Below are 23105 nucleotides of genomic sequence, written 5' to 3'. Positions count from 1 at the left end.
GCGCCCTACGGTGGCGCCATGGACACGTCAACCGGACTCCGTGAAGACACCGCCCGGCCGCAGCTGCGCCAGCCGGTCACCGGGCTGCCGGATCCCGGCGAGCGCGTGCCGCGGATGGCCTGGCCCACGCTGGCCCTGTACGTCGGCACGCTGGCGCTCTTCGGGATCGAGCTGGCCGGCGCCCTGGCCTGGGGCTGGTCGCCGTGGGTGACGGTGCCCATGGGGGCCGCGGTCACGTTCCTGATGTTCAGCGTGCTGCACGAGGCGACCCACCACGCCATCAGCACCAACACCCGCGTCAACGACGCGCTGGGTCACCTGTCCGTGCCGCTGGTGGTGCCGTGGGCGACCTTCCCGCTGGTGAAGTTCATCCACATCGAGCACCACCGCAACACCAACGAGCCGAAGTCGATCGACCCGGACAAGTGGTGCGACGAGGGTCCGGCCTGGCAGTACCCGTTCCGGTGGGCGACCATCGACATCTGGTACATCGTCTACTACCTGCGCCGGATCAACGACCGGCCGCGGCGCGAGGTGGTCTCGGTCCTGCTGGTGTTCACGGTCGTCGCCGGTGCCTTCGCCGCTGTCGCCGCCGCGGGCTACGGCCACGAGCTGCTGTGGGCGTGGTTCATCCCGCAGCGGATCGGGATCATGTTCCTCGCCTGGTGGTTCGACTACCTGCCGCACCACGGCCTGACCCGGACGCAGCGCGAGGACAGGTACCAGGCAACCCGCGTCCGTGTCGGCGGCGAGGCGCTGCTCACGCCGCTGTTCGTCTACCAGAACTACCACCTGGTGCACCACCTGCACCCGAGCATCCCGTTCTACCGCTACGTCCGCGCCTGGCGGCGCAACGAGCAGGCCTACCTCGACCGCAACGCGGCGATCTCGACCTGGTTCGGCCGGTCGCTGACGGCCAGCGAGTACCGGACGTGGCGCCGCCTCACCGATGAGCTCGCCCCGAGCGCCGGCGACGGCACCACCCGCCGGCCGGTCTTCCACCCGCTGCGGGTCTCCGCGGTGGAGCGACTGACCGACGACAGCACGGTGGTCACCTTCGACGTCCCGGCCGACCTGGCGGCGGAGTACCGCTACACACAGGGCCAGCACATCACCCTGCGGGCCGTGGTCGGCGGCGTCGAGGTGCGGCGCAGCTACTCGCTCGTCGAGCCGGTCGAGGCCAACACCCTGCGCGTCGCCGTCAAGCAGATCGAGGGCGGCGTGTTCTCGACCTACGTCAACCAGGATCTCGCCGTCGACGAGCTCCTCGACGTGATGACGCCGACCGGATCCTTCAACGTGCCGCTCGACGCCGGGCAGGCGCGCCACCACGTCGCGGTGGTCGCCGGCTCGGGCATCACGCCGATGATGTCGACGATCCCCACCACGCTCGACTGCGAGCCGCGGAGCCGGTTCACCCTCGTCTACGGCAACCGCACCGCCGACTCGACCATGTTCGACGCCGAGATCCGCGCATGGGAGGAGCGGTACGGCGAGCGCCTCGTCGTCCACCGCGTCCTGTCCCGCGAGCCCGGGGCCGCGCTGGCGGGCCGCATCTCGCCGGCGCTGGTCACGAGCCTCGTGCCCGACGCGGCCGACGTCGACGCCTGGTTCCTCTGCGGACCGCAGGAGATGGTCGACGACGTGCGCGGTGCCCTCGCACCCACCGCCCGGGGGCAGGTCCTCTCGGAGGTCTTCCACCTCGCCGAGGCCGAGTCGGCCGTCGACGTGGAGATCACCAGCCAGGTCATCGTGTCCGTGGGTGGGGTCGAATCGACCTTCGAGCTCGCGTCGACCGGCGAGTCGATCCTCGACGCCGCGCTGCAGGCCGGCATCGACCCGCCGTACTCCTGCGCAGGCGGCGCCTGCGGGACCTGCCGCGCCAAGGTCCTCCTCGGCAAGGCCGTCATGGACCAGAACCACGCCCTCGACGACGCCGAGGTGGCGGACGGCTACGTGCTGACCTGCCAGGCGCACCCGGTCAGCGAGGAGGTCCGCGTGGACTACGACGCCTGACGGCGTCGCGGAGGGGAGCGCGGACCGGGGTGGCTGGGTGCGAGGGAGCACCTGGCCGCCCGTCCGCTCGTCGAGACCCTCCTCGCAGACCCCCTCCGCCGGCGCGCCCCGGTCGCGCGCCCCACGCAGGATGCCAGCCCACGCGGCGTCCGCCCGCACCGACGCGTCGGCGGAGGGCCACCGGCAGGCGCCGACGTGTGGTGTGTCCCAAGCGTGCTGGCTGACGCTCGGCGCTGCCGCTGTCGCGCTGCTGATCGGCCTGGCCGCGACCTCCTGACTCGCCCGGTTACCGCTACGCCCAGGCGGAGGTGGGCTGGAGCACGGCCTCGGCGAGCGCCCGGGTCCGCAGCTGCGTGACCTGCTGGTACTCCGGGTCGGCGACCATCTGGCAGAACGCCGCCCGCGACGGGTAGCGGACCAGCAGCACGGCGTCCCACGCCTGGCCGTCCTCGGCCACGAGCGCGGTCGAGCCACTGCCGGCGTAGACGACCTTGCCGCCGTACCGCGGGAGGAAGGTCGTGGTGACGGCCTCGGCGTACTGGTCGTAGAGCTCGCGCCCGCCCTCGGCGAACCGCAGCAGGTTGAGCATCACCACCGGTCCGTCCGGGTCCTCCTCGAGGAAGCGCTTCACGTCCTTGCCGCTGGGATCGATCGCCATGGCCGGGAGTCTCGCACGGAGCATCGGTCGCCGGCGGGACCCGGCCCACCCGGCCCACCTGCCGCCGCGCCGTGCCCACGAGAGGTCAGGCGACGAGGTCGTCCCAGCCCGCCGCGAGGTAGTCGACGAAGGCGGGGCCGACGTGCTCCGCGGCCAGGACCTCGGCGGGCACGGGACGCGCGCGCACCTCGAACCCGGGGTCCGCGATGGCCCGGGCGGCGAAGTCGTGGTGCAGGATCGCGCCGATGCCGACCGAGACGACGTCGGCGCCCTTGTCCAGGCACCACCGGGCGTCGGCGGCCGAGGTGACCTTGCCGGCGACGCTCAGCAGCGCCCCGTGCCGGGGCAGGTCGGTGAAGTGGTCGATCAGCAGGCCGTCGTACGACGTGTCGCGGGAGCGCATCCGCACGTCCCACAGCGAGATGTCGAGGTAGTCCAGCACGCCGGTCGCGAGCAGGGTGCGCGCGGTCTCGCGGCCCTCCGCGACCGTGATGCCGTAGCCCTCCGGGCTGAGCCGGAGGCCGAGCTGGAAATCGGGTCCGGTGGCGGCACGGATCCCGCTGACCACCTCGAGCAGGGCCCGCATCCGGTGCTCCAGCGGGCCACCGTAGCCGTCGGCGCGGTGGTTGGAGCGGCCGTCGAGGAACTGGCCCAGCAGGTAGCCGTGGGCGCCGTGGACCTGCACGCCGTCGAACCCGGCCTGCTCCGCCCGCACGGCGGCGTCGACGAAGTCGGTGACGACCCGGTCCACGCCCTCGGTGGTCAGGGCGACGGCGTCCTTGCGCGGCTCGTCCCAGGGGGCCACGTTGGCCGTCCCGTTGAGGCCGGCGTCGGCGCGCATCCCGGCGTGGTGCAGCTGCACCGCCGAGCGGGTGCCCGTGGCCCGCAGCCCCGCGGCGAGTCGGGTGAGGCCGGGGAGGTGGTCGTCGCTCGCGATGCCGAGCTGGCCACGCCACGCCCGGCCCTCGGGGGAGACGTACGCAGCGCAGGTCACGGTCAGCCCGAAGCCCCCGCGCCCCCGGGCCACCAGCCAGTCGAGCTCGTCGTCGGACAGGGTGCCGTCGTCGTTGCTCTGGGTGTTGGTGAGGGGCGCGAGGGCCAAGCGGTTGCGCCAGGCGGGGCCGTGGGCGGGACGAAGGCTGTCGGAGAGGGCGGACACCCCGGAATGGTCTCAGTGCGAGCCAACCTCGCGAGCAGCGGTGCGCCCTCAGGTCAGGAAGTCCAGCAGCAGCCGGCGGAGCTCCCCGGGGTGCTCGACGGCGGGCACGTGGCCGCACCGCCCGAAGACGTGGAGGCGCACGTCGGGGACGTGGTCGAGGAGGGGGAGTGCCGACTCGGCGAGCGGGGTGACGCGGTCCCGGGCGCCGTGGACGAGGAGGACCGGCGCGCGGATGGCCGCGAGGATGGTCGGGGAGAGGGTGAGGTCGTCGACCCAGCGCTCGCGCGGCGGCGGGAAGAGCGCGGCGAAGGAGTCCTTGCCGGCCTCCATGGCCTCGGCCCTGGCGGCGACGGCGGCGTCGGTGACGAGGGCGGGGTCGTGGAGGAGCCGACCCAGCATGTCCCGGGCGCCGTGCGGACCCGGGGGAGCGCCCCACAAGGCGTCGAGGTCGGGGGAGAGGGGAGCGCCGGGCGCCCCCATCGTGGAGACGGCGACGGCGCGGGTGACCCTCTCGGGGAGCGCGGCGGCGAGGGCGAGGGCGACCGCGCCGCCCATCGAGTGGCCGACGACGGAGTACGCCGTCGCACCGAGCTCGTCCATCAGCGCGGCGGCGCGCTCGGTCCACACCTGCAGGCCGCCGCGGGACCCGTGCGGGAGCGGCGAGTGGCCGAAGCCGGCCTGGTCGGGCGCGATGCAGCGGACCCGGCCCGCGAGCGCCGTGGCCGTCGCCGACCAGGCTCCGGCCCCGGTGGTGCCGGGGCCGGAGCCGTGCAGGAGGAGCACGAACGGACCGTCGCCTACGTCGAGGAGCGAGACCGGAAGGCCCCCGACGACGACCGTGCGCCCCCCTGCCGTGAGCGCAGGAGTCCCGGCGCTCACGCGGTCGCGGAGCTGACGGACTTGTCGAAGACCTCCATCAGCACCCGGCCGAACTGCGGCATGTCGGGCCACCCGCGGCACGAGACCAGGTTGCCGTCGACCACGTCGGGGGCGTCGACGACGGTGGCGCCGGCGTTCTCCATGTCACCGGTGATCGGCGGGAAGCAGGCGGTCTGGCGGCCCTTCAGCAAGCCGTAGACGGCCGGCACCTGGGCGCCGTGGCAGATCAGCGCGATCGGCAGGTCGCGGGCGAAGAAGTGCTCGGTGATCCGGCGTACGTCGGCGTCGTCGCGGATCCACTCCGGGGCGCGACCGCCCGGGATGATCAGCGCGTCGTACGCCTCGACGTCGACCTCGGACCACAAGACGTCGACGGGCAGCTTGCGGCCGTCCTTCTCGACGTAGGCGTCGCACTCGGGGTCGAACTCGTGGATGACGAGCTGGATGGGCCGCATCGAGCGGTTGGCGACGTCGACCTGCCAGCCGCCCTCCTGGACGCGGTAGTAGGGGTACATGGTGTCGAGCTCTTCGGCGGCGTCGCCGGCCAGGAGCAGCGCTCTGGGCACGTCTCTCTCCTCGGGAGGTGGGCTGGTATCAAATCCGATCCGATCGAACCCGGATTGGGCTAAGAATCCCGCTCCACCTACGCGGCGTCAACCCCCAGATCCGGGTTGTGTGCGGGCGCCGCCCCGGTGTCTCAGGTCTCGTCGGCCGATGCCGCGGACGCCTCGGCGCGGTCGAGGAGGACCTGGAAGCGGTCGCGCGAGAGCAGGATGTGCTGCCGCATCGAGTACGCCGCCGCGTCGGGGTCGCGCGCGGCGATCGCCTTGAGGATCTCCTCGTGCTCGCCCATCGCGAGGAAGGTGACCTGGGTGTCGTAGACGAGCCGGAACAGGTGGACGTGGGCGTGCAGGCGGGCGAGCGCCTCCCGGACCAGCTCGTTGCCGGCCGCCTGGGCCACCAGGTCGTGCAGCGCGGCGTCGCGCAGGCCGAAGTCCCCGTAGGCCACCTGGCCGCCGCCCTCGACCAGCTCGGCCATCTCGTCGATCATCCTCCGCAGCTCGTTGACCTGCGCTTTCGTGGCTCGTTCGGCCGCGCGGCGGGCCGCTGCGGGCTCGAGCAGCAGTCGTACCTCGACCATGTCCTCGAACCGGTCGCGGGTGATCTGCGGGGGGATGCGGTAGCCCGCGTTGGGCACGCGGACGACCAGGCCGTCCGCCTCCATGCGGTTCAGCGCGTCGCGGATCGGGGTCTGCGAGACGCCCAGCTCGCGGGCCAGCGTGTCGATGGTGAGGCGGGCGCCCGGGACGATCCGCAGCGACATCAGCTCGCGCATCAAGGTCGCGTGCACCTCGTCCGCCATCCGGCCGCGGGTCTTCCCGTGGCGGGGCGAGCTGCTGCCGAGCCGGGTCGGCTCGGGGTCGTTCGCCTCGGTCGCGGAGTCGGGATCGGTCCGGACCAGTCGGTCGCCAGCCATGCGCATTCCTCCCATGGAATCTTCCCCCGAGTCTGTTGACACGGCCTTCCAGTTCATGCATTGTTCACGAAATCGGATCGTATAGGAAATCGGCTACTTCCAGAAGTAGCCGTTCCTCCGAACCGGTTCCCACGACCGATGGTCCCACCATCCCGAACCACGCAAGGGAGTCCCCCCGTGAGCATGCTCGGCGTTCTGCGCGGTCCGCGTCAGGTCCTCTTCGGAGCAGGGCAGCGGCGCGCGCTCGGGACGATGACTGCGGGCCTGGGCCGACGTGCCCTGGTGTGCACCGACGCCCGGTTCGGCGCGACCCCCGAGTTCGCCGAGCTGGTCCAGGTCCTCGAGGAGGCGGGGGTCGGTGTGACGACGTACACCGAGGTGCTGCCCGACGTCCCGGTCCACCAGGTCGCCCAGTGTGCCGAGCTGGCCGCCGGCATCGGGCCCGATGTCATCGTCGGGATGGGGGGCGGCAGCTGCCTGGACCTCGCCAAGGCCGTCGCCGTCGTCCTGACCCACGGCGGTGACCCTGCCGACTACTACGGCGAGCTCCGCGTCCCCGGCCCCGTCGTGCCGGTCGTCGCACTCCCGACCACCGCCGGCACCGGGTCGGAGGTCACGCCGGTCGCGGTCCTGACGGATCCCGAGCGGGTCAGCAAGGTGGGCATCTCGAGCCCGCACCTGATCCCGCACACCGCGATCTGCGACCCGGAGCTCACCGTCGGCTGCCCTCCCGGCCTCACGGCGGCGGCCGGCGCCGACGCGCTCTGCCACGCGATCGAGGCCTTCACCGCCGTACGACGTCCAGTGGTCGCGGAGGTCGGCACCGAGCGGGTCTTCGTGGGCAAGAACGAGCTGACCGACGTCTTCGCGCTGCTCGGCGTCCGCGTCATCACGGCCCACCTGCAGCGAGCGTGGTCCACGCCGGACGACCTCGTCGCCCGCGAGGCGATGATGCTCGGCGCGACGGCCGGCGGCTTCGCGCTCGGCAGCGCCGGCACCGCGGTGGCGCACGCCATCCAGTACCCCGTCGGGGCCCTGACCCACACCGCGCACGGCCTCGGGGTGGGCGCACTGCTGCCCTATGCGATGGAGTTCAACCGTCCGGCCCGGATCCCCGAGCTCGCCGCGATCGCCCTGGCGATGGGCGCCTCGCCCGACGCCTCCGCCGAGGACCTCGCCACCGAGGCGATCGACCGGGTCGCCGCGCTGCTCGACGCGGTCGGCATCCCTTCCTCCCTCGCCGACCTCGGGCTGCCGGCCGACCAGCTGCGCTGGACCGCCGAGCAGGCGATGGGGGCCCAGCGGCTGGTGGCCAACAACCCCCGGCCGCTCGACGTGGACACAGTCGAGCAGATCGTCCGGGCGGCGTACGCCGGCGACCGCGCCGCGCTCCGTGACTCCTCCGCGACCGTGCACGACCTCGACGAGCCCGACCTCACCGCAGCAGGAGGTGCGCGATGACCGCGTTCGCCCAGCCCGTCCATCCGGCCCTCGTGCCCGGGCTGGCCCAGCCGACCGACCTCCTCATCGGCGGTGCCTGGCGCGGCTCGGCCACCGGGCGCCGCCTCGACGTGAACGACCCGGCGACCGGCACGGTGCTCACCTCCGTCGCCGACGCCGACCCGCAGGACGGGGTCGCCGCTGTCGACGCCGCCGCGGCGGCTGCGGCCGAGTGGGCGGCGACGTCCCCCCGGCACCGGGCCGGAGTCCTGATGCGCGCCTTCGACCTCATGCAGGAGCGCAGCGAGGCGCTCGCGCGGCTGATCAGCCTCGAGAACGGCAAGGCGCTCGGCGACGCCCGCGCGGAGGTGTCGTACGCCGCCGAGTTCTTCCGGTGGTACGCCGAGGAGGGGGTGCGGCTGCGCGGCCAGCTCGGCACGGCCCCCTCGGGCGCCAACCGGCTGCTCGTGTCCTACCAGCCGGTCGGCGTCAGCGTGCTCGTCACGCCCTGGAACTTCCCGGCGGCCATGGCGACCAGGAAGATCGCGCCGGCGGTGGCCGCGGGCTGCACGACCGTCCTCAAGCCGGCCGCGGAGACACCGCTCACCGCACTCGCGGTCGCGGCGCTGCTCGAGGAGGCCGGCCTCCCCGCCGGCGTGGTCAACGTCGTCACCACCTCCTCGCCCGGTCCGGTCGTCGAGGCGATGCTGACGCACGAGCGCACCCGGATGGTCTCGTTCACCGGGTCCACCGAGGTCGGCCGGGTGCTGCTGGGGATCGCCGCCGGCCGCGTCCTCAAGACCGCGATGGAGCTCGGCGGCAACGCGCCGTTCGTCGTCCTCGACGACGCCGACCTCGACGCCGCGCTCGACGGTGCGATGGTGGCCAAGATGCGCAACGGCGGCCAGGCCTGCACGGCGGCCAACCGCTTCTACGTCCAGGGTGGGATCCACGACGCGTTCGTCGACGGTCTCGTCGAGCGGATGGGTGCGCTCACCGTCGGCCCCGGCACCGACGACGTCACCGACTGCGGACCTCTGGTCAACGCAGAGGCGGTGCGCAAGGTGGACGAGCTGGTGTCCGACGCCGTCAGCCGGGGCGCCCGCGTCCTGCTCGGCGGCAGCCCGGGCGAGGGCCCCGGCTGCTTCTACCCGCCCACCGTCCTGGTCGACGTACCCGCAGACGCCCGCCTGCTGCGCGAGGAGATCTTCGGGCCCGTGGCGCCGGTCGTCCGGTTCGACGACGTGGAGGCCGTGCTCGGCTCCGTCAACGACACCGAGTACGGCCTCGTCAGCTACCTGTACTCGGCCGACCTCGCCCGTGGCCTCCGCCTGGCGGAGCGCCTCGAGAGCGGGATGGTCGGCCTCAACCGAGGCCTCGTCTCGGACCCTGCCGCCCCCTTCGGCGGCACCAAGCAGAGCGGACTCGGCCGCGAGGGGAGCACCGAAGGGCTCCTCGAGTTCCTGGAGGCCCAGTACGTCGCGACGTCCTGGTGATCCACGAACGAGAACAGCACCACCCACAACCACCACCACCCGCAAGAACCTGAGGAACCACGAGCCGAACCACCCGCTCGCGAAGGAACGAGGAGACAACAATGCGATTCGCCAACCGATCCCGAGGGCCGGCCCGTCGCGCCCGGCTGGCGGGGGCCACCGCCGTCGCGATGCTGGTGAGCCTCGGGCTCGCCGCGTGCGGGGACGACTCCGAGCCCGCCAGCAAGGAGGCGCCGTCCGAGCTCGACGACCTGACCGACGACCCGGTCACCCTCAACTTCATCTGGTTCGAGTGGCCGCCGGCGCAGGCGCTCGAGGACTTCGCGAACGCGGAGTACACCAAGGAGCGCCCCAACGTGACCATCAAGGTCGACACGGTGCCCAACGCCAACTGGCACGACGCCATGTTCACCCAGTTCGCCGCGCGCCAGACCGACTTCGACATCGCGGTCCTGGACTCGCAGCACATCGGTGAGGCCGTGACGAACGACAACATCCTCGACATCACCGAGTTCGTCGAGGAGAACATCGACACCGATGCCTACGACCCCTACCTCCTGGCGGCGTACGGCCAGTACCCCCAGGCCGAGACCGGTCAGCGCGACGAGGACGCGAGCCTCTACGGCCTGCCGTTGCTCGGCGACACGTGGACGATGATCTACCGCAAGGACCTCATCGGCGAGGAGCCGCCGAAGACCTGGGACGAGATGATCGCCGCGGCCAAGACCTGCCAGGACGAGAACCCCGGTGTCAGCGGGCTCGCGTTCCACCAGTCCAACGGCTCCGACGCAGCAGCCGTCACCTACAACACGGTGAACGGCGTGTACGGCGGCAACCTCTGGGAGTCCAAGGACCGGAAGATCGAGGGCGTCATCAACGACGAGGCCGGGCACAAGGCCATGGACGTCCTCGTCAACCAGATGAAGCCGCTCACCGCGAAGGGCTCGGGCAACTGGTTCATCGACGAGGTCAACGCCGCCGTCGCCCAGGGCAAGGCGTGCATCGCCTTCCAGTGGATCGCCGCGAGCGGCGGTCTGCTCGACCCGGCCCAGTCGACGCTCGGCAAGACCCGCGAGGAGATCCTCGACAAGCTCGGCTTCGCGACCCTGCCGTCCCAGGACGCCGACTTCGTGCCGCTGGGCGGCATGGGGATGCACGTCTCGGCGTACACCTCCGAGGCCGAGCAGCTCGAGGCGCTGAACTTCATGCGCTGGTTCCAGCAGCCGGAGGTCCAGAAGAAGTGGGCTGCCGCGGGTGGCGTGCCCTCGCGCACCGACGCGCTGCAGTCGCCGGAGTTCCTCGACGCCGCACCGTTCAACGTGGTGTACGCCGAGTCGGTCCCGCGCCTGCGCGACATGTGGAACGTGCCCGAGTACGCCCGCCTGATCGACATCGAGAACACCAACGTGAACGCCGCGCTCAACGGCGCCAAGGACCCGCGTGAGGCTCTCGACGAGATCGCCCGGCAGCAGCAGTCCGTGCTGGAGTCCAGCGGCGGGCTGGACTGACGGCCGATGACCTCGACGCTCGAGACCCCGGAGCAGGAGGCGACCGTGTCGCCTCCTGCTCCAGGGCGGCTCTCCCGCCTCGGCGACCGATGGCTCGCGATCGGGTTCATCTCGCCGGCCATGCTGCTGCTGCTGGCGATGTCGGTCTTCCCGTTGCTGTGGGCGCTCTACCTGTCGTTCACCGACTACTCGGCAGCGCGGGACGTGCCGGCCAGCTTCGTGGGCTTCGACAACTACGCGGAGGTCCTGACCTCCTCGCAGGTGCGTCAGCGGGCGTTGACGACCTTGATCTACGTCGTGGGGGCGGTCGGCCTGCAGACCGTCCTGGGTTTCAGCATCGCCTACCTGATCTCGCGGCGGACCCGCGGCCGGGGCGCCCTCACCACGATGTTCCTGGTGCCGATGATGCTCTCACCGATCGTCGTCGGTCTGTTCTGGCGGTTCATGCTCGACACCCAGTTCGGCGTCGTCAACAGCCTCCTCGGGTCGCTGGGCCTCGGCCAGGTCGAGTGGCTGACCCAGCAGCGGACCGCGATGCTGTCCCTGGTCGTGGTCGACACCTGGCAGTGGACGCCGTTCATCATGCTCATCGCACTGGCCGGCCTGACCGCCGTCCCGAAGTACCTCTACGAGGCGGCGGCGATCGACCGGGCGTCGGAGTGGTTCCGCTTCCGCTACATCACGCTGCCGCTGGTCTGGCCGCTGCTGCTCATCGCCGTGATGTTCCGCGCGATCGAGGCCTTCCGCCAGTTCGACACCGTCTACATCCTGACCAACGGCGGTCCGGGGGTGTCGACCGAGACGCTGTCCTTCCACGTCTACAAGGTCGCGTTCCTCGGCTTCGACACCGGCACCGCATCGGCGTACGGGATCTTGATGGTCCTCGTCGTCATCGTCCTGGCGCAGTTCTACCTGCGCTACCTCAACAAGCTGAAGGAGGGGTGATGGCGCTCTCCGTCGACGAGGCCGTCCCCGGTCCGGCTTCCGACCCGACCCCGCACGCCCGCCGCCGCACCGGCGGCGGCAGCCGGGCCCGCGCGGTGATCGAGGGCGGGCTGCTGCTCCTGCTGGCGGTGGCCATGCTGTTCCCCGTCCTGTGGATGGTTGAGACCTCCATCAAGGACGGCCGCGACGTCTACGCCGTACCCGCGCAGTTCATCGGGTTCGACGCGACGCTGGACCACTACCGCGACGTCTTCGTGAAGCCCGGCGGTGGCCGCTCCGACCTCTCGGTCGCGTTCCTCAACTCCGTCATCGTCGCGGGTGCCTCGACGGCGCTGGCGACGCTGCTCGGGGTGCCGGCCGCCTGGGCCTACTCGCGCTTCACGCTGAAGGCGAAGAAGGACCAGCTGTTCTTCATCCTCTCGACCCGGTTCATGCCGCCCGTGGTCGTCGTGATCCCGATCTTCCTCATGTACCGCGACCTCGGGCTCATCAACACCAAGCTCGGCCTCGTCCTGATCTACACGGCGTTCAACGTGCCGTTCACGATCTGGATGATGAAGGGCTTCATCGACGAGGTCCCCGCGGAGTACGAGGACGCCGCGATGCTGGACGGCTACTCGCGGTTCCAGGCGTTCTACAAGGTCACCCTCCCGCTGCTCGTCCCGGGCATCGCAGCGACCGCGGTGTTCGCCCTGATCTTCTCGTGGAACGAGTTCGTCTTCGCGATCTTCCTCACCTCCAGCTCGGACGTGCGGACCGCACCACCGGCGATCGCCGGTCTGATCGGCGGCACGACCGTCGACTGGGGCCTGGTGGCTGCGTCCGCCGTGGTGTTCGCGCTGCCGGTGCTGGTGTTCACCTACCTCGTCCGCAAGCACCTGGTGGCGGGCGTGACCCTCGGGGCGGTGCGTCGCTGATGGCCGGCATCGAGGTGAGCGCCCTGCACAAGCGCTATCCCGACGGAACCGTCGCGGTCGACCGGGTGGACCTGTCCATCGGCGACGGTGAGCTCTTCGTCATGCTCGGCCCCTCGGGCTGCGGCAAGACCACCACGCTGCGCGCGATCGCTGGCCTGGAGCGGCAGACGTCGGGCGACATCCACATCGGGGACACGTTGCTCAACGACCTGGAACCCGCCGAGCGGGACATCGCGATGGTCTTCCAGTTCTACGCTCTGTACCCGCACCTGCGCACCCGGGACAACCTGGCCTTCCCGTTGCGGGCCGAGGGACTGCCCGCGGCCGAGGTCCGGGAGCGGGTCGACGAGGCCGCGCGGATGATGAAGCTCGAGAAGCTCCTCGACCGGCGCCCCAACCGGCTCTCGGGCGGCGAGCAGCAGCGCGTCGCGCTGGCGCGTGCACTCGTACGACGACCGCGGGCGTTCCTCATGGACGAGCCGCTGACCAACCTCGACGCGGAGCTGCGTGCCGACATGCGCACCGAGATCAAGCACCTCCAGGCCGAGCTCGGGACCACGATGGTCTACGTCACCCACGACCAGGTCGAGGCCATGTCGCTGGGTCACCGGATCGCGATCCTCAACCAGGGCCGGGTCGAGCAGGTCGGTACCCCGCTCGAGGTCTACCAGCGGCCGGCGAGCCTCTTCTGCGCAGGGTTCATCGGGTCACCGCCGATGAACCTGCTCGAGGTCGAGGTGGCCGACGGCGCGCTGCGGGCGCCGGGCGGGCTCACGCTCACCCCGCCGCCCGGTCTCCCGCGCGACCGGCAGCTGGTCGCCGGCGTACGGCCCGAGGCGCTGGAGGTCACCCAGCCCGGGGCAGAGGGCGCGGTCCCCGCCCGGATCGTCTCCGCAGAGGCGCTGGGCGACGAGATCATCTACGTGGTCGACCACGGGGGCGAGCGCGACGTACGGGTGCGGATGCCACCCACCGTGCGGTTCGGCGAGGACGCCCCGGTCGGCCTGCGGCACGCGGGCGGCACCCCGCCCGTCTACGACACGACCACGGAAGAGCTGGTGGCCTGATGGGAACCGTGAGCGCGCAGGGGCTGCGCAAGTCCTTCGGAGACGTGCAGGCGCTGAACGACGTGACGCTGGAGGTGCCCGACGGGTCCTTCTTCGTCGTGCTCGGTCCGTCCGGGGCGGGCAAGACGACGACGCTGCGGGCGCTGGCCGGGCTGGAGCGGCTCGACGCCGGGACCGTCCACCTCGACGGGCGCGACGCCACCCACGACCCGCCGGCCGCCCGCGACCTGGCCATGGTGTTCCAGAGCTACGCGCTCTACCCCCGGCAGACCGCGTTCGAGAACATCGCCTCGCCGTTGCGCGCCCGCAAGGCGCCGGCGGACGAGATCCGCACCGCGGTCGCGCAGGTCGCCGAGCTCCTGCACATCGAGCGGCTGCTGGACCGGCGACCCGCGCAGATGTCCGGCGGCGAGATGCAGCGGGTCGCGCTGGCACGTGCGCTCGTACGACGGCCACGGGCGTTCCTGATGGACGAGCCGCTGACCAACCTCGACCTCAAGCTCCGGGTCGAGATGCGCACCGAGCTCACCCGCATCCACCGCAGCCTCGGCGGCACGTTCGTCTACGTCACCAACGACCAGGTCGAGGCCCTCTCGATGGCCGACCACCTCGCCGTCCTGCGCGACGGCACGGTGCAGCAGGTCGGCACACCGACCGAGGTGTACGAGCGCCCCGCGAACAAGTGGGTCGCCGGCTTCGTCGGCAGCCCCCGCATCAGCCTGCTCGCCTGCCACGCCGAGGGCGACCAGCTCATCGGCGCCGAGGGGTGGAAGCTGCCGCGGCCGCAGTGGGCGACGGCCGAGGACGGCCGCCCCCTCCTGCTGGGCCTGCGGGCCGAGGACCTGTCGGTCGAGCGCCGCAGCGACGTGGCCCTGGACGGCGAGCTCTACGGCCTCGAGCCGCTGGGGGACCGGGCGCTGGTCGACGTCAAGATCGGCGACGCGATGGTCAAGGTGAAGGCCCGCCCCACCGTCACCGGGACCCGCGGCGAGCGGATGTCGGTCGCCGTCGACCTCGACCGCGCCCACCTCTTCGACGCCGACACCGGCCTGGCACTGGCCGGGACGGGGCGGTGAGCCCTCCGCACCGGAGCACCGTGCGAGGGTGGGGGCGTGTCGAGCGCCAACTTCACCCACGTCAAGATCAACCACGGCCGGTACGGGCGCACGACGATGCCGCTGCCGGACCCGCTGAACCCGGGCAACCCCTTCGCCGGGTCGAGCGGGTTCACGCACCTCGACGGCAAGCGGAAGTGGTCCGAGATCTGGGCGGCGCTGCCGGCTCCGCTCGTCGGTGATCCCAGCCTGAGCGCCATCGACTTCGACCAGTGGCCGGAGGAGTTACCTCCAGGTGGCGGGCCGCCGGGTTCGCCTGACGGCCGAGGTACGCCGGGCCGAGGGTGGTCGGTTCCGGCAGTACGTCCTCGGCCGCGCGGTCGGTGACCGCGACGAGGCGAGGGCGCCGGCCCCGACCGAGGAGATCGAGTGGAGCGACCACGTCGCCCTGGTGTCTCCCCACGAGGTCTGGACGTCGGCGACGGTGACCCCTGTGTTCCGGCACTGGTTCGAGACCGGCGAGCTGCCGGCGGACCTGACGTTGCGGGAGCTGGACCTCTGACCCACCGCCGCACCCGAGCGCCGTCGGCCGGGTCCGGGCGCTGCGGCCTCCTGCTGTGGCCGGGCTCGGAAGCTCAGGATGCGGCTAGCGGCACGTGGGCCCTGAGGAAGTCGAGCTGGTCGCCGACGACGGTGTCGAAGTAGGGGTCGAGGTAGGGCTCGAAGTGCTGGCAGTCGTAGGTGCGGACCTCGCCGTTGGGAAGCTTCGCGGCGGCCCGCTGCGCGACCTTGAACGGGGTGACGGTGTCGCGCTCGGCGATCTGCACGAGGGTGGGAGCTGTGATCCTGGGGGCCAGACGGCCGGGGGAGTAGAAGGGCACCCGCAGCGCGATACGTGCTGCCACGTTGTTCTCCGGGAGCAGCTCCTCGTAGCGGTCGCCGGCCAGGCGCATCGCCATCGGCGCGGCGTCCGGCGAGGTCATCATCGCCAGGTCGCCCGGATAGCCGGCAGCGTCCACCCGGTACGGCTGGTGGCCGAGCAGCGCGCGCAGCTGGTCCCAGAGACCGGCAGCGATCAACCGCGCGACGAGCCCCGGTGGCTGGGAAAAGGCCGACGCCGGGCCGCTGATGTGCGGGACCTGCGCGATGACAGCGGCGAGGGTGTGGTCCTCTGCGGCCAGGCGCAACGCGTGACCGCCACCGAACGACGTCCCCCAGAGCACGACGCGATTGGCGTCGATGCCCTCGATGCTGCGGGCGTGGGCGATGGCGGCGCGCCAGTCGCGGTGCTGGGCGCGGATGTCGAGCACACGTCGCGGTTCGCCCGCACTGTCGCCCCACCCTCGGTAGTCGAAGACGAGAACGGCGTAGCCGGCCTCGGCGAAGCGCGCGGCGTACGCGTCCAGGCGGAGGGCCCGGATCGCTGCGAATCCGTGCGCCATCACGACGATCGGCGGATTCTGCGTCCCGCTCGGGCGGTACAGCCACGCTGCGCATGCCGTTCCTTGCGAGTCGAACGTGACGTCCTCGCGGGTGTAGCCGGTCATCTCTGGTGGTCCCTTCGCACTGCTGTTGAATCGCATTCAAGGATCTCGAGCGACCGTAGCACCGATCTTGATTGCCGTTCAAGAGCGCTCTGGAACGATGATCAAGAGAGCGGTAGGGTCCCGTCCATGCCCGCGAACAAGCGCCACCAGGACCGCGAGGAGAAGCGCGCAGAGCTGCTCGTCGAGGCGCGCCGGCTGTTCATCGAGCACGGGTACGAGAACACCTCCATGGCGAGCCTCGCCAAGGCCGCGGGGGTGGCCGGCAACACGATCTACTGGTACTTCGCAGACAAGGACGACGTCCTTCTCGCCGTGCTCGACGACGTGCTGACCGAAGCCCTGGGTGACTACGAACGCGTCGCGACCGCGCCGTTGGAGGACCAGGTCGTCTGGGTGGTTCGGCAGCTGCAGCAGATGCAGCGTCTCGTCAACACCGTCCACGCGCGGGCAGCGCACTCACCTGCCATCGACGAGTGGCACACCGGTTTCCACGCCATTGCAGAAGGCATGTTCCGCGAGGCCCTCGCCCAGGCGGGCGTCGACCATGCCGGGCTCGACGCCGAGGTCAAGATCGGCGTCTTCACCGTCGAAGGACTCCTGACCCACGGGCTGAGCCAGGAGGAGCAGCAGGCGATCTGCAGGCGACTAGCCGAGCAGTGGACCCGTCCCACCTGACCGGCGTGCGGTCGATCTCGCGAGACCGAGCTCGATCAGGTCTCCGCATCCGTGCGACCTCAGATGCTCCTCGCGTGCGCCCCACCGGGGAGCGGCGGCTGACCCGCGGGAGCTCCGCAGGTCAGCCGCCACCCGCCGACCAAGGAGAACGAGTCCGGCCCGCTCTCCTCTACCTGGGCCTGGATGTCGTAGTACCTCTGGTGCCACCTCGCCGACCCCTTCGAGTTGCAGTGTTTTCTCAGGTCAGCGCGGATCTGGCGACGGTACGCCTGCGCCTGGTGGAGGTAGGTGCCCAATAGGCGCTGGCTAGGCAGCCAGTTCCTCAGGCTTCAGCGCGGTTGTCGACGTACCGAGAGGACCCCACGCGCGGGCCGGTCGCACGACTCCGCCCCGTGTGACGGTGGTCGCGGGAGGTACTGCTCCTGCACGTCGTGGGGAGTCCTGCGACCTTCGGGGGGAGAGAACAAATGGATATCGAGAACAGCCTGCAGAATGCCCTGGACAGGTTCATCGGCTTCCTGCCGAACCTGATCGGCTTCCTGGTCCTGCTGGTCATCGGGTGGATCGTGGCGAGACTCGTCCGCACCGCGGTGCGCAAGGGCCTGTCCATGACGGGCATCGACGGTCACATGCAGCGGTCCCGTGCGCACAGTTACGTCGAGCGGGCACTGCCCGGTGCCAGCGTGTCGCACGCCGTCGCGCTGGTCGCCTTCTGGTTCGTGCTGGTGTTCTTCGCGGTGGCTGCGGTGACCGCCCTGGACATCCCGGAGCTCACCAGGTTCATGAACGAGGTCCTGGCCTACCTGCCGAACGTCCTCGTGGCGATCGCCATCTTCGTCGTCGCGGCCCTGGTCTCCGGCGGCATCGCCGCCGCTGTGTCCCGGACGATGGGTGACACGCCCACGGGGCGGATCGTCGCGACGGTGGCTCCTGCCGTGGTGATGGTCATTGCGCTGTTCATGATCCTCGAGCAGCTCCAGATCGCACCTGAGATCGTCCGCATCGCGTTCGCGGCCACCATGGGGGCGCTCGCGCTGGGTCTGGCGCTCGCCTTCGGGCTCGGGGGACGCCCGGTGGCCCAGTCGATGCTCGAGGACGCTTATCGGAAGGGCCGTGAGGAGGCCGAGCGCACTCGTTCGCGACGTCACGCCGGGCAGGCGAGCACGAGCGCCGCACCTCCCGCGCGCCAGACGCCGCCGCCGACGCCGCCTCCGGGCGTCACCGATCCCAGCACCAGTACGCAACAGTTCGACCCGACGACCACCTGGTCGACAGAAGGCCGCGGCGAGCGTCCCTGACGCCCGAGTGCCGGCAGGGGCTTCGGACCCCTGCCGGCGACGGTCGCGTCCTGGGAACCGTGTCCTCGACCTGCACCACAGGGGCCACGCCTCATCCTGGGTGGCGGTCCCGGACGCTCCGATGGCAGATGTCGTCGAGGGCGCTGACCGTGGCCTCGAGCGCTTCGACACGTTCGGCGAGGGCCTGGTGCCTCTCGGCGAGGTACGTGAGGGCGTCCGCGAGGCGTTCGACGCTGTAGGTGAGCGTCCTGATCGACTCGGCGTGGTCGTCTACCACGGCGATCCCCTTCGGTGACTGCGAGGGGATCGTGGCGAGCTGCCTGCGTGGTGCCGGCACGAAACCGTCGCAAGCAGCTGGGTCCAGCTCCTGCTGTCTGCCGGTGCGGCAGGCCCTTCCGCCAGCGCCGCTGGCGACGGCACCGGGAGCGTCCCTTGGTCGTGGTCCCACACGCGACCGGCCGTGCCTGGCGACGCCGGCGGAAGGAGTCATGGTGCGCACCGCGGGAGCTCATGGCCTCCTGCCCTCCCCGGGTGCGCCGCCCGATCTCGGCGCACGTTGTCAGACAACCTGTGCCTCGAGGATCGGCCGCCATACGGGTCCGCGCTGGTGATGCGGCCTATCGGTTCCGCTGGTGTCGGCCACAAACTCCGGAGATCCTGCCGGGCCGTGCCGTCGGCGCCTTGGCGTGGCCCCGACGAGGCGCTCTCCGCCGACAGGTCTGGTCGGTCCGCTCCCCAGACCGTCGCGGTCCCAGGTCGCAACCAGAGGGCCCACCGGGCGGCTTCTCCCCGGGCCGGGCAAGCGCGAACCCCCGCCGGCGCTCCAGGGGAACACGCCGACGGGGGTTCGGTGATCGCGGTCAGGGGCGGGTTCCGCCCACTGGATCAGATGTCGTAGTTCTGATGCCGCTAGTGATCTGACCTGCGGAAATGCCGATTCAGGGTGGCGGTGGGGTGCAGGTGGTACGCACGACATCGGAAGACGCTGGCAGATGTCGAGCCCGTAAGCATCGTAGGACCGTGCATCTCAGATCTCCCTCCGTGCCCGGTTCCGCCTCGAGACGGTCGTGTCAGTTCACGTGCCTGCACTCGGCCAAGCGAGCGTATGCGATCGGCTCCCTTGCGGATGGCCTCAGTTGAACGCGCAGCCCGCTGGCATGCCCATGCGCTTGAAGATCATCGCGGCGGGGCAGAGGCCGGTGATGCTGGCCTGGAGCATGTTGGCTCCGACGAAGGCGGGCAGGAGCAGGAACCACTGCGAGACGATAAGGGCGAGCAGCAGGCCGAGGAGGGTGATGGTGCCAGCCATCAGGAACACGGCGCGGTCGACGTTCATTGCGTTCACTTTCGTCTGGGCCGTCAGCGGCCGAGGATGCGGCTGAGCCAGCCGCCGTTGGGGTCGTTGGCGTCGGCGGTGTGGCCGGCGCACCACTGCTCGGCTGGCACACGAGCCTTGACCTGGTCAATGTGCTGGCCGCAGCCGGACCAGGTGGTCTTGCCGCAGGTGCGGCACTTCTTCGGGTGGCACATGGTCGATTCCTCTCGGGGTCAGGCCGGGGCTTCACCGGCGTCGATGGCGTCGACGAACTCGCAGAAGGCGTCGAAGGCGCGTGCACCGTGGATGGTCGCCGGGCCCCCGTGCATCAGGAAGGTGACGCCGATCGCCTCGGCTGCCTCCTGCGGGGTGGCGCCGGCGCGGGCGGCTGCCTGGCCGTGGGAGGCGATGCAGCCGTCGCAGCCCTCGACGACCCCGATCGCGAAGGCGATGAGTTCCTTGGTCTTGCGGTCCAGGGCACCGTCGGCGAAGGCTGCCTTCGACAGCTCGCCGAAGCCCTTGTAGACCTCTGGGATCGCGCGCCGCAGCTCCTGGTGGAGCGGGCCGATATCGCGCAGGACGGCCTTGCCGTGCGGTGAGCCGTGCACGTGGATGGCGGTCATGGGTGTTCCTTTCAGCCGTGGGAGAAGGTGATCTTCGGGAGGATTCGGCGCAGCCAGGCCGGGCTGGCCCAGGCGGCGCGTCCGGCGAGACGGAGCATCACGGGCAGCAGCACGAGCCGGACGAGGAAGGCGTCGAGGAGAACTGCGATGCCGAGGATGACGCCCATCTCCTTGGGCGGCAGGGGGCCGGAGAGGGCGAAGGTGAAGAACACGGCGACCATCACGCCGCCGGCGGCGAAGATGACGCGCCCCGAGTGCGCGACTGCGCCGACCATGGCCTCGCGGGGGTCACCGGTCTTCTCCCAGTGTTCCTTGGCGGAGGCGAGCAGGAAGACGGTGTAGTCCATCGCGATGGCGAAGATCATCGCGAAGAAGAACACCGGAGCCCAAGCGTCGAGGAAGCCTTGGCTCTCGAACCCGAGCAGCCCGGCGCCGTGGCCGTCCTGGAACACCAGTCGGGCGACACCGAAGGCGGCGGCGGTCGAGAGCAGGCTGGCGAGTGTGCCGAGCAGCGAGATCAGCGGGGCCTGCAGCGCGACGAGAAGCAACAGGAACCCGAGGACGAGGACGACCCCGATAACCAGGGGCGTGGACTCGTCGAGCTGGGTCTTGAGGTCGATGTTCTCCACCGCGGCACCGCCGACCAGTGCAGACCTGGGCAGGTCGGCGCGGAGGCGCTCGACGGTGTCACCGAGGTCCGGGTCGGACGGATCGACGGTGGGGACGGCCTGAATGAGCGCGTGGTCGCTCCTGTCGGCTGCGGGCATTGCCGGCAGCACGGCGCCGATGCCCGAGTCCGCCTCCAGGACGCGGGCGGCTTCCTCTGCGTCGTCGTTGTCGGTGACGACCTGCAGCATGCCGGGTGCTCCGGTGCCGAACGCGTCCTGGACCTGGTCATAGCCGATGCGTGCGCTGGCGTCCTCGGGGAGGACCTTGATCGAGGGCATCGCGGTCTTGAGGCCGAGGATCGGCGCGGCGAGTGCGACGAGCACGACCAGCGAGCCGAGACCGAAGATGACCGGGCGGCGCCAGAGTCGCTCGCCCCAGGCGGCGAACGCGGGGGAGCGATGCTCACCGGCGTTGACCCACGGGAGCGAGAACTTGTTGATCTTGTGGTCGAGCTTGAACAACACCAGGGGAAGCAGGGTCAGCGTCGCCGCAAGCACGAACACGACCGAGAGCATGATGCCGCCCGCCATCGACCGGAACGACGGCGACGGGACGAGCATCACCGCGGACAGCGAGATCAGGACGGTAGCGCCGGAGAGGAGAACGGCTTTGCCTGCGGTGTCCATGGTCTCGGCGATCGCCTCACGGGCGGTCTCGTGGTGGCCCATGCGGGCCGCCCGGTAGCGGACCACGAGGAACAAGGCGTAGTCGATGCCCAGGGCGAGGGCGAACATCATCGCGAAGTTCATGGCCCAGATGGAGACCGGAACCAGTTCGTTGATGAGCACCAGGGAACCGGCCGAGGCGACCAGTCCGGCGAGGGTCAGGATCAGCGGCAGGCCGGCGGCGACCAGCGCGCCGAACGCCAGGACGAGGATGGCCAGGGTGACCGGCCACGAGATCATCTCCGAGGTCAACATCGCCTCGAGGTTCGCCTCGTTGAAGTCCGACCACAGCAGCGAGGATCCGGTGGGGTTGACCTGCACCCTGTCGGTAGACAGGCCCTGAAGCCCTTCCTTGAGGTCGGTGGCGACCCGGACCATCTCGTTTGTGTCCACGCCGGCTCCGGCGAGGACGATCGCGGTCCGACCGTCCTCCGAGAGGCTGACGCCGGGCATCGGGGCGACGACCTCCGCGAGGCGCGGCTCCTCCTCGAGGGTGCGGGTCACCTCCGCGAGCACGTCCCGCCCCTCGCCCTCGGTGACCGGGCCGTCGGTGCTGTGCACGACGACCTGGATCGCGTGGCTGGCGTTGCCGCCGAAGTGGTCCTGGGCGAGCTCACGTACCGCGACCGACTCCGAGCCATCGGCCTGCCACCCGGCGCCGGAGAGGTTCTTCTCCACGGCGGGTGCGAATACCCCGAGGCCGACGACGATCAGGATCCAGGCCACGGTCACGAGGCGCCGATGGTTCGTCACCCAGATCCCCAGTCGGCCCAGCGGCCCTGTGTCGGTTGTCGTCGCGACGTGTACGTCGGCTGACTCGCGTGTCGTCTGCACAGTGGTTGAACCCTTCAGATCGGAACCCCCCAGGGGGATATGCAGGCCGACGTTAGCATAACCCCCCGGGGGGATGTAGAGTCGGCTGCGACGAAGGGAACGAAATGACTGACTTCACGCTCAGCGCCACCGTCGCGGCGCCGTACGACGACACCGTCGAGCGCGTCCGTGGCCTCTTGGCCGACGCCGGCTTCGGCGTGCTCACGGAGATCGACATGGCCGCCACGCTGCAGGCCAAGCTCGGCGTCGAGACCGAGCCGCGGATCATCCTCGGCGCCTGCCGGCCACAGCTGGCCCACCAGGCGCTCCTCGCAGATCCGCGGGTCGCGACCATGCTGCCCTGCAATGTGGTGGTGGCCGCCAGCGGCGATGGGGCGACGGTCGAGGTGTTCGACCCGGCGGTGATGACCGAGTTCAGTCCGGCCCTCGCCGACGTGGCGCGCGAGGCGCGCGAGCGGCTGTCGGGGATGATGAACGCTCTGACCGGTGAAATGGAGGGTTCCGATGCGGCTCGAACCTGAGGAGACCAAGGCGATCATCACTCGCCTCAAGCGGGCCAATGGACACCTCGCGTCGGTGATCCGGATGCTCGAGGAGGGCTCGGAGTGTGAAGACGCCCTTACGCAACTTGCGGCCGTCAACAAGGCCATCAGTCGAGGTGGCTACGCGCTGGTGGCCACCGGCCTGGAGAAGTGTCTGACCGAGGGCGGCCGTAAGAGTCCCCGGGAGTGGTGGGGTTTGAGGGACCACGGCGAGGCTGCCTGACGTAGACGGCCATCGGCGGGATCTTCGGTGTGAAACGACCAAGAGACACACTGAAGGAGATCCACCGATGGCCTTGCCCCAGTCTGCCCTGTCCGAG

At 70.7% G+C, this 23105-nt stretch carries 24 protein-coding genes; 13 read left to right on the top strand and 11 right to left on the bottom strand.

Annotated elements, in window-relative coordinates; all coding sequences use genetic code 11:
- Window positions 1-18: 18 nt before the first annotated feature.
- Window positions 19-2016 (top strand): fatty acid desaturase, encoded by a 1998-nt coding sequence (locus tag NOCJ54_RS0110415; protein WP_051485701.1) that lies wholly within the window; start codon window positions 19-21, stop codon window positions 2014-2016.
- Between the two features lie 292 nt (window positions 2017-2308).
- Here NOCJ54_RS0110415 and NOCJ54_RS0110410 read toward each other — a convergent pair whose 3' ends face one another.
- The 5 genes from NOCJ54_RS0110410 to NOCJ54_RS25050 form a co-directional block, all read right to left on the bottom strand.
- Window positions 2309-2674: a DUF1330 domain-containing protein gene (locus tag NOCJ54_RS0110410; protein WP_028655458.1), complete on the bottom strand. Its 366-nt coding sequence runs from the start codon at window positions 2672-2674 to the stop codon at window positions 2309-2311.
- A gap of 85 nt (window positions 2675-2759) precedes the next feature.
- Complete coding sequence (locus tag NOCJ54_RS0110405; RefSeq protein ID WP_028655457.1) at window positions 2760-3833, bottom strand: NADH:flavin oxidoreductase; 1074 nt, start codon at window positions 3831-3833, stop codon at window positions 2760-2762.
- A 48-nt stretch (window positions 3834-3881) separates the two neighbouring features.
- Window positions 3882-4616 carry an alpha/beta fold hydrolase gene (locus tag NOCJ54_RS0110400; protein ID WP_198020183.1) on the bottom strand — a complete coding sequence of 245 codons (735 nt, stop codon included), beginning with the start codon at window positions 4614-4616 and terminating at the stop codon, window positions 3882-3884.
- A gap of 92 nt (window positions 4617-4708) precedes the next feature.
- Window positions 4709-5278 (bottom strand): DJ-1/PfpI family protein, encoded by a 570-nt coding sequence (locus NOCJ54_RS0110395; protein WP_028655455.1) that lies wholly within the window; start codon window positions 5276-5278, stop codon window positions 4709-4711.
- 131 nt (window positions 5279-5409) lie between these two features.
- Window positions 5410-6189, bottom strand: a complete 780-nt coding sequence (locus tag NOCJ54_RS25050) for a GntR family transcriptional regulator (RefSeq protein WP_084255046.1) — start codon at window positions 6187-6189, stop codon at window positions 5410-5412.
- A 138-nt stretch (window positions 6190-6327) separates the two neighbouring features.
- Between NOCJ54_RS25050 and NOCJ54_RS25045 the strand changes: the two genes are divergently transcribed.
- From NOCJ54_RS25045 to NOCJ54_RS25040, 8 genes are all read left to right on the top strand, one after another.
- A complete protein-coding gene (locus NOCJ54_RS25045; RefSeq protein ID WP_332248990.1) occupies window positions 6328-7650 on the top strand; it encodes an iron-containing alcohol dehydrogenase in 1323 nt (440 codons plus the stop codon).
- A complete protein-coding gene (locus tag NOCJ54_RS0110380) occupies window positions 7647-9125 on the top strand; it encodes an NAD-dependent succinate-semialdehyde dehydrogenase (protein ID WP_028655454.1) in 1479 nt (492 codons plus the stop codon). Before NOCJ54_RS25045 ends, NOCJ54_RS0110380 begins: the two co-directional genes overlap by 4 nt.
- A 101-nt stretch (window positions 9126-9226) precedes the next feature.
- A complete protein-coding gene (locus tag NOCJ54_RS0110375; RefSeq protein WP_028655453.1) occupies window positions 9227-10633 on the top strand; it encodes an ABC transporter substrate-binding protein in 1407 nt (468 codons plus the stop codon).
- Window positions 10634-10639: 6 nt separating this feature from the next.
- On the top strand, window positions 10640-11578 hold the full coding sequence (locus tag NOCJ54_RS0110370; RefSeq protein ID WP_028655452.1) for a carbohydrate ABC transporter permease: 939 nt from the start codon (window positions 10640-10642) through the stop codon (window positions 11576-11578).
- Complete coding sequence (locus NOCJ54_RS0110365) at window positions 11578-12495, top strand: carbohydrate ABC transporter permease (protein ID WP_028655451.1); 918 nt, start codon at window positions 11578-11580, stop codon at window positions 12493-12495. The genes NOCJ54_RS0110370 and NOCJ54_RS0110365 overlap by 1 nt, the downstream gene beginning before the upstream one ends.
- Window positions 12495-13562: an ABC transporter ATP-binding protein gene (locus NOCJ54_RS0110360; protein ID WP_028655450.1), complete on the top strand. Its 1068-nt coding sequence runs from the start codon at window positions 12495-12497 to the stop codon at window positions 13560-13562. Before NOCJ54_RS0110365 ends, NOCJ54_RS0110360 begins: the two co-directional genes overlap by 1 nt.
- Window positions 13562-14638, top strand: coding sequence for an ABC transporter ATP-binding protein (locus NOCJ54_RS0110355; RefSeq protein WP_028655449.1), 1077 nt, complete (start codon window positions 13562-13564; stop codon window positions 14636-14638). Before NOCJ54_RS0110360 ends, NOCJ54_RS0110355 begins: the two co-directional genes overlap by 1 nt.
- A gap of 274 nt (window positions 14639-14912) precedes the next feature.
- Entirely contained in the window at window positions 14913-15179 is a 267-nt protein-coding gene (locus NOCJ54_RS25040; RefSeq protein WP_051485698.1) for a hypothetical protein, read from the top strand.
- 73 nt (window positions 15180-15252) lie between these two features.
- Here the strand turns inward: NOCJ54_RS25040 and NOCJ54_RS0110345 are convergent, their stop codons facing one another.
- The gene (locus tag NOCJ54_RS0110345; protein ID WP_028655448.1) at window positions 15253-16164 is read right to left on the bottom strand and encodes an alpha/beta hydrolase; all 912 of its coding nucleotides are present in this window, start codon (window positions 16162-16164) and stop codon (window positions 15253-15255) included.
- A gap of 126 nt (window positions 16165-16290) precedes the next feature.
- Here NOCJ54_RS0110345 and NOCJ54_RS0110340 point away from each other — a divergent pair, with 126 nt between their 5' ends.
- A complete protein-coding gene (locus NOCJ54_RS0110340; protein WP_028655447.1) occupies window positions 16291-16839 on the top strand; it encodes a TetR/AcrR family transcriptional regulator in 549 nt (182 codons plus the stop codon).
- Between the two features lie 467 nt (window positions 16840-17306).
- A complete protein-coding gene (locus tag NOCJ54_RS25035) occupies window positions 17307-18137 on the top strand; it encodes a mechanosensitive ion channel family protein (RefSeq protein WP_051485695.1) in 831 nt (276 codons plus the stop codon).
- 91 nt (window positions 18138-18228) lie between these two features.
- On the opposite strand, the gene NOCJ54_RS0110325 is transcribed toward NOCJ54_RS25035, so the two are convergent.
- The 5 genes from NOCJ54_RS0110325 to NOCJ54_RS0110305 form a co-directional block, all read right to left on the bottom strand.
- Window positions 18229-18414 (bottom strand): hypothetical protein, encoded by a 186-nt coding sequence (locus NOCJ54_RS0110325; RefSeq protein ID WP_028655445.1) that lies wholly within the window; start codon window positions 18412-18414, stop codon window positions 18229-18231.
- An 855-nt stretch (window positions 18415-19269) separates the two neighbouring features.
- On the bottom strand, window positions 19270-19473 hold the full coding sequence (locus tag NOCJ54_RS0110320) for a YgaP-like transmembrane domain (RefSeq protein ID WP_028655444.1): 204 nt from the start codon (window positions 19471-19473) through the stop codon (window positions 19270-19272).
- Between the two features lie 23 nt (window positions 19474-19496).
- Window positions 19497-19667 carry a hypothetical protein gene (locus tag NOCJ54_RS29870; RefSeq protein WP_186449869.1) on the bottom strand — a complete coding sequence of 57 codons (171 nt, stop codon included), beginning with the start codon at window positions 19665-19667 and terminating at the stop codon, window positions 19497-19499.
- Window positions 19668-19685: 18 nt separating this feature from the next.
- Complete coding sequence (locus NOCJ54_RS0110310; protein WP_051485694.1) at window positions 19686-20075, bottom strand: carboxymuconolactone decarboxylase family protein; 390 nt, start codon at window positions 20073-20075, stop codon at window positions 19686-19688.
- An 11-nt stretch (window positions 20076-20086) separates the two neighbouring features.
- Window positions 20087-22162 carry an MMPL family transporter gene (locus NOCJ54_RS0110305; RefSeq protein ID WP_232221744.1) on the bottom strand — a complete coding sequence of 692 codons (2076 nt, stop codon included), beginning with the start codon at window positions 22160-22162 and terminating at the stop codon, window positions 20087-20089.
- Between the two features lie 185 nt (window positions 22163-22347).
- Here NOCJ54_RS0110305 and NOCJ54_RS0110300 point away from each other — a divergent pair, with 185 nt between their 5' ends.
- Window positions 22348-22764, top strand: a complete 417-nt coding sequence (locus NOCJ54_RS0110300; protein ID WP_028655441.1) for a DUF302 domain-containing protein — start codon at window positions 22348-22350, stop codon at window positions 22762-22764.
- A complete protein-coding gene (locus NOCJ54_RS25030; protein ID WP_051485693.1) occupies window positions 22748-23008 on the top strand; it encodes a metal-sensitive transcriptional regulator in 261 nt (86 codons plus the stop codon). The genes NOCJ54_RS0110300 and NOCJ54_RS25030 overlap by 17 nt, the downstream gene beginning before the upstream one ends.
- Window positions 23009-23105: the final 97 nt, after the last annotated feature.

Origin of the sequence: Nocardioides sp. J54, assembly GCF_000519005.1 — a bacterium.
GTDB lineage: Bacteria > Actinomycetota > Actinomycetes > Propionibacteriales > Nocardioidaceae > Nocardioides.
The sequence above is the reverse complement of the archived record's forward strand: the minus strand, read 5'-3'. Positions and strand labels throughout refer to the sequence as shown.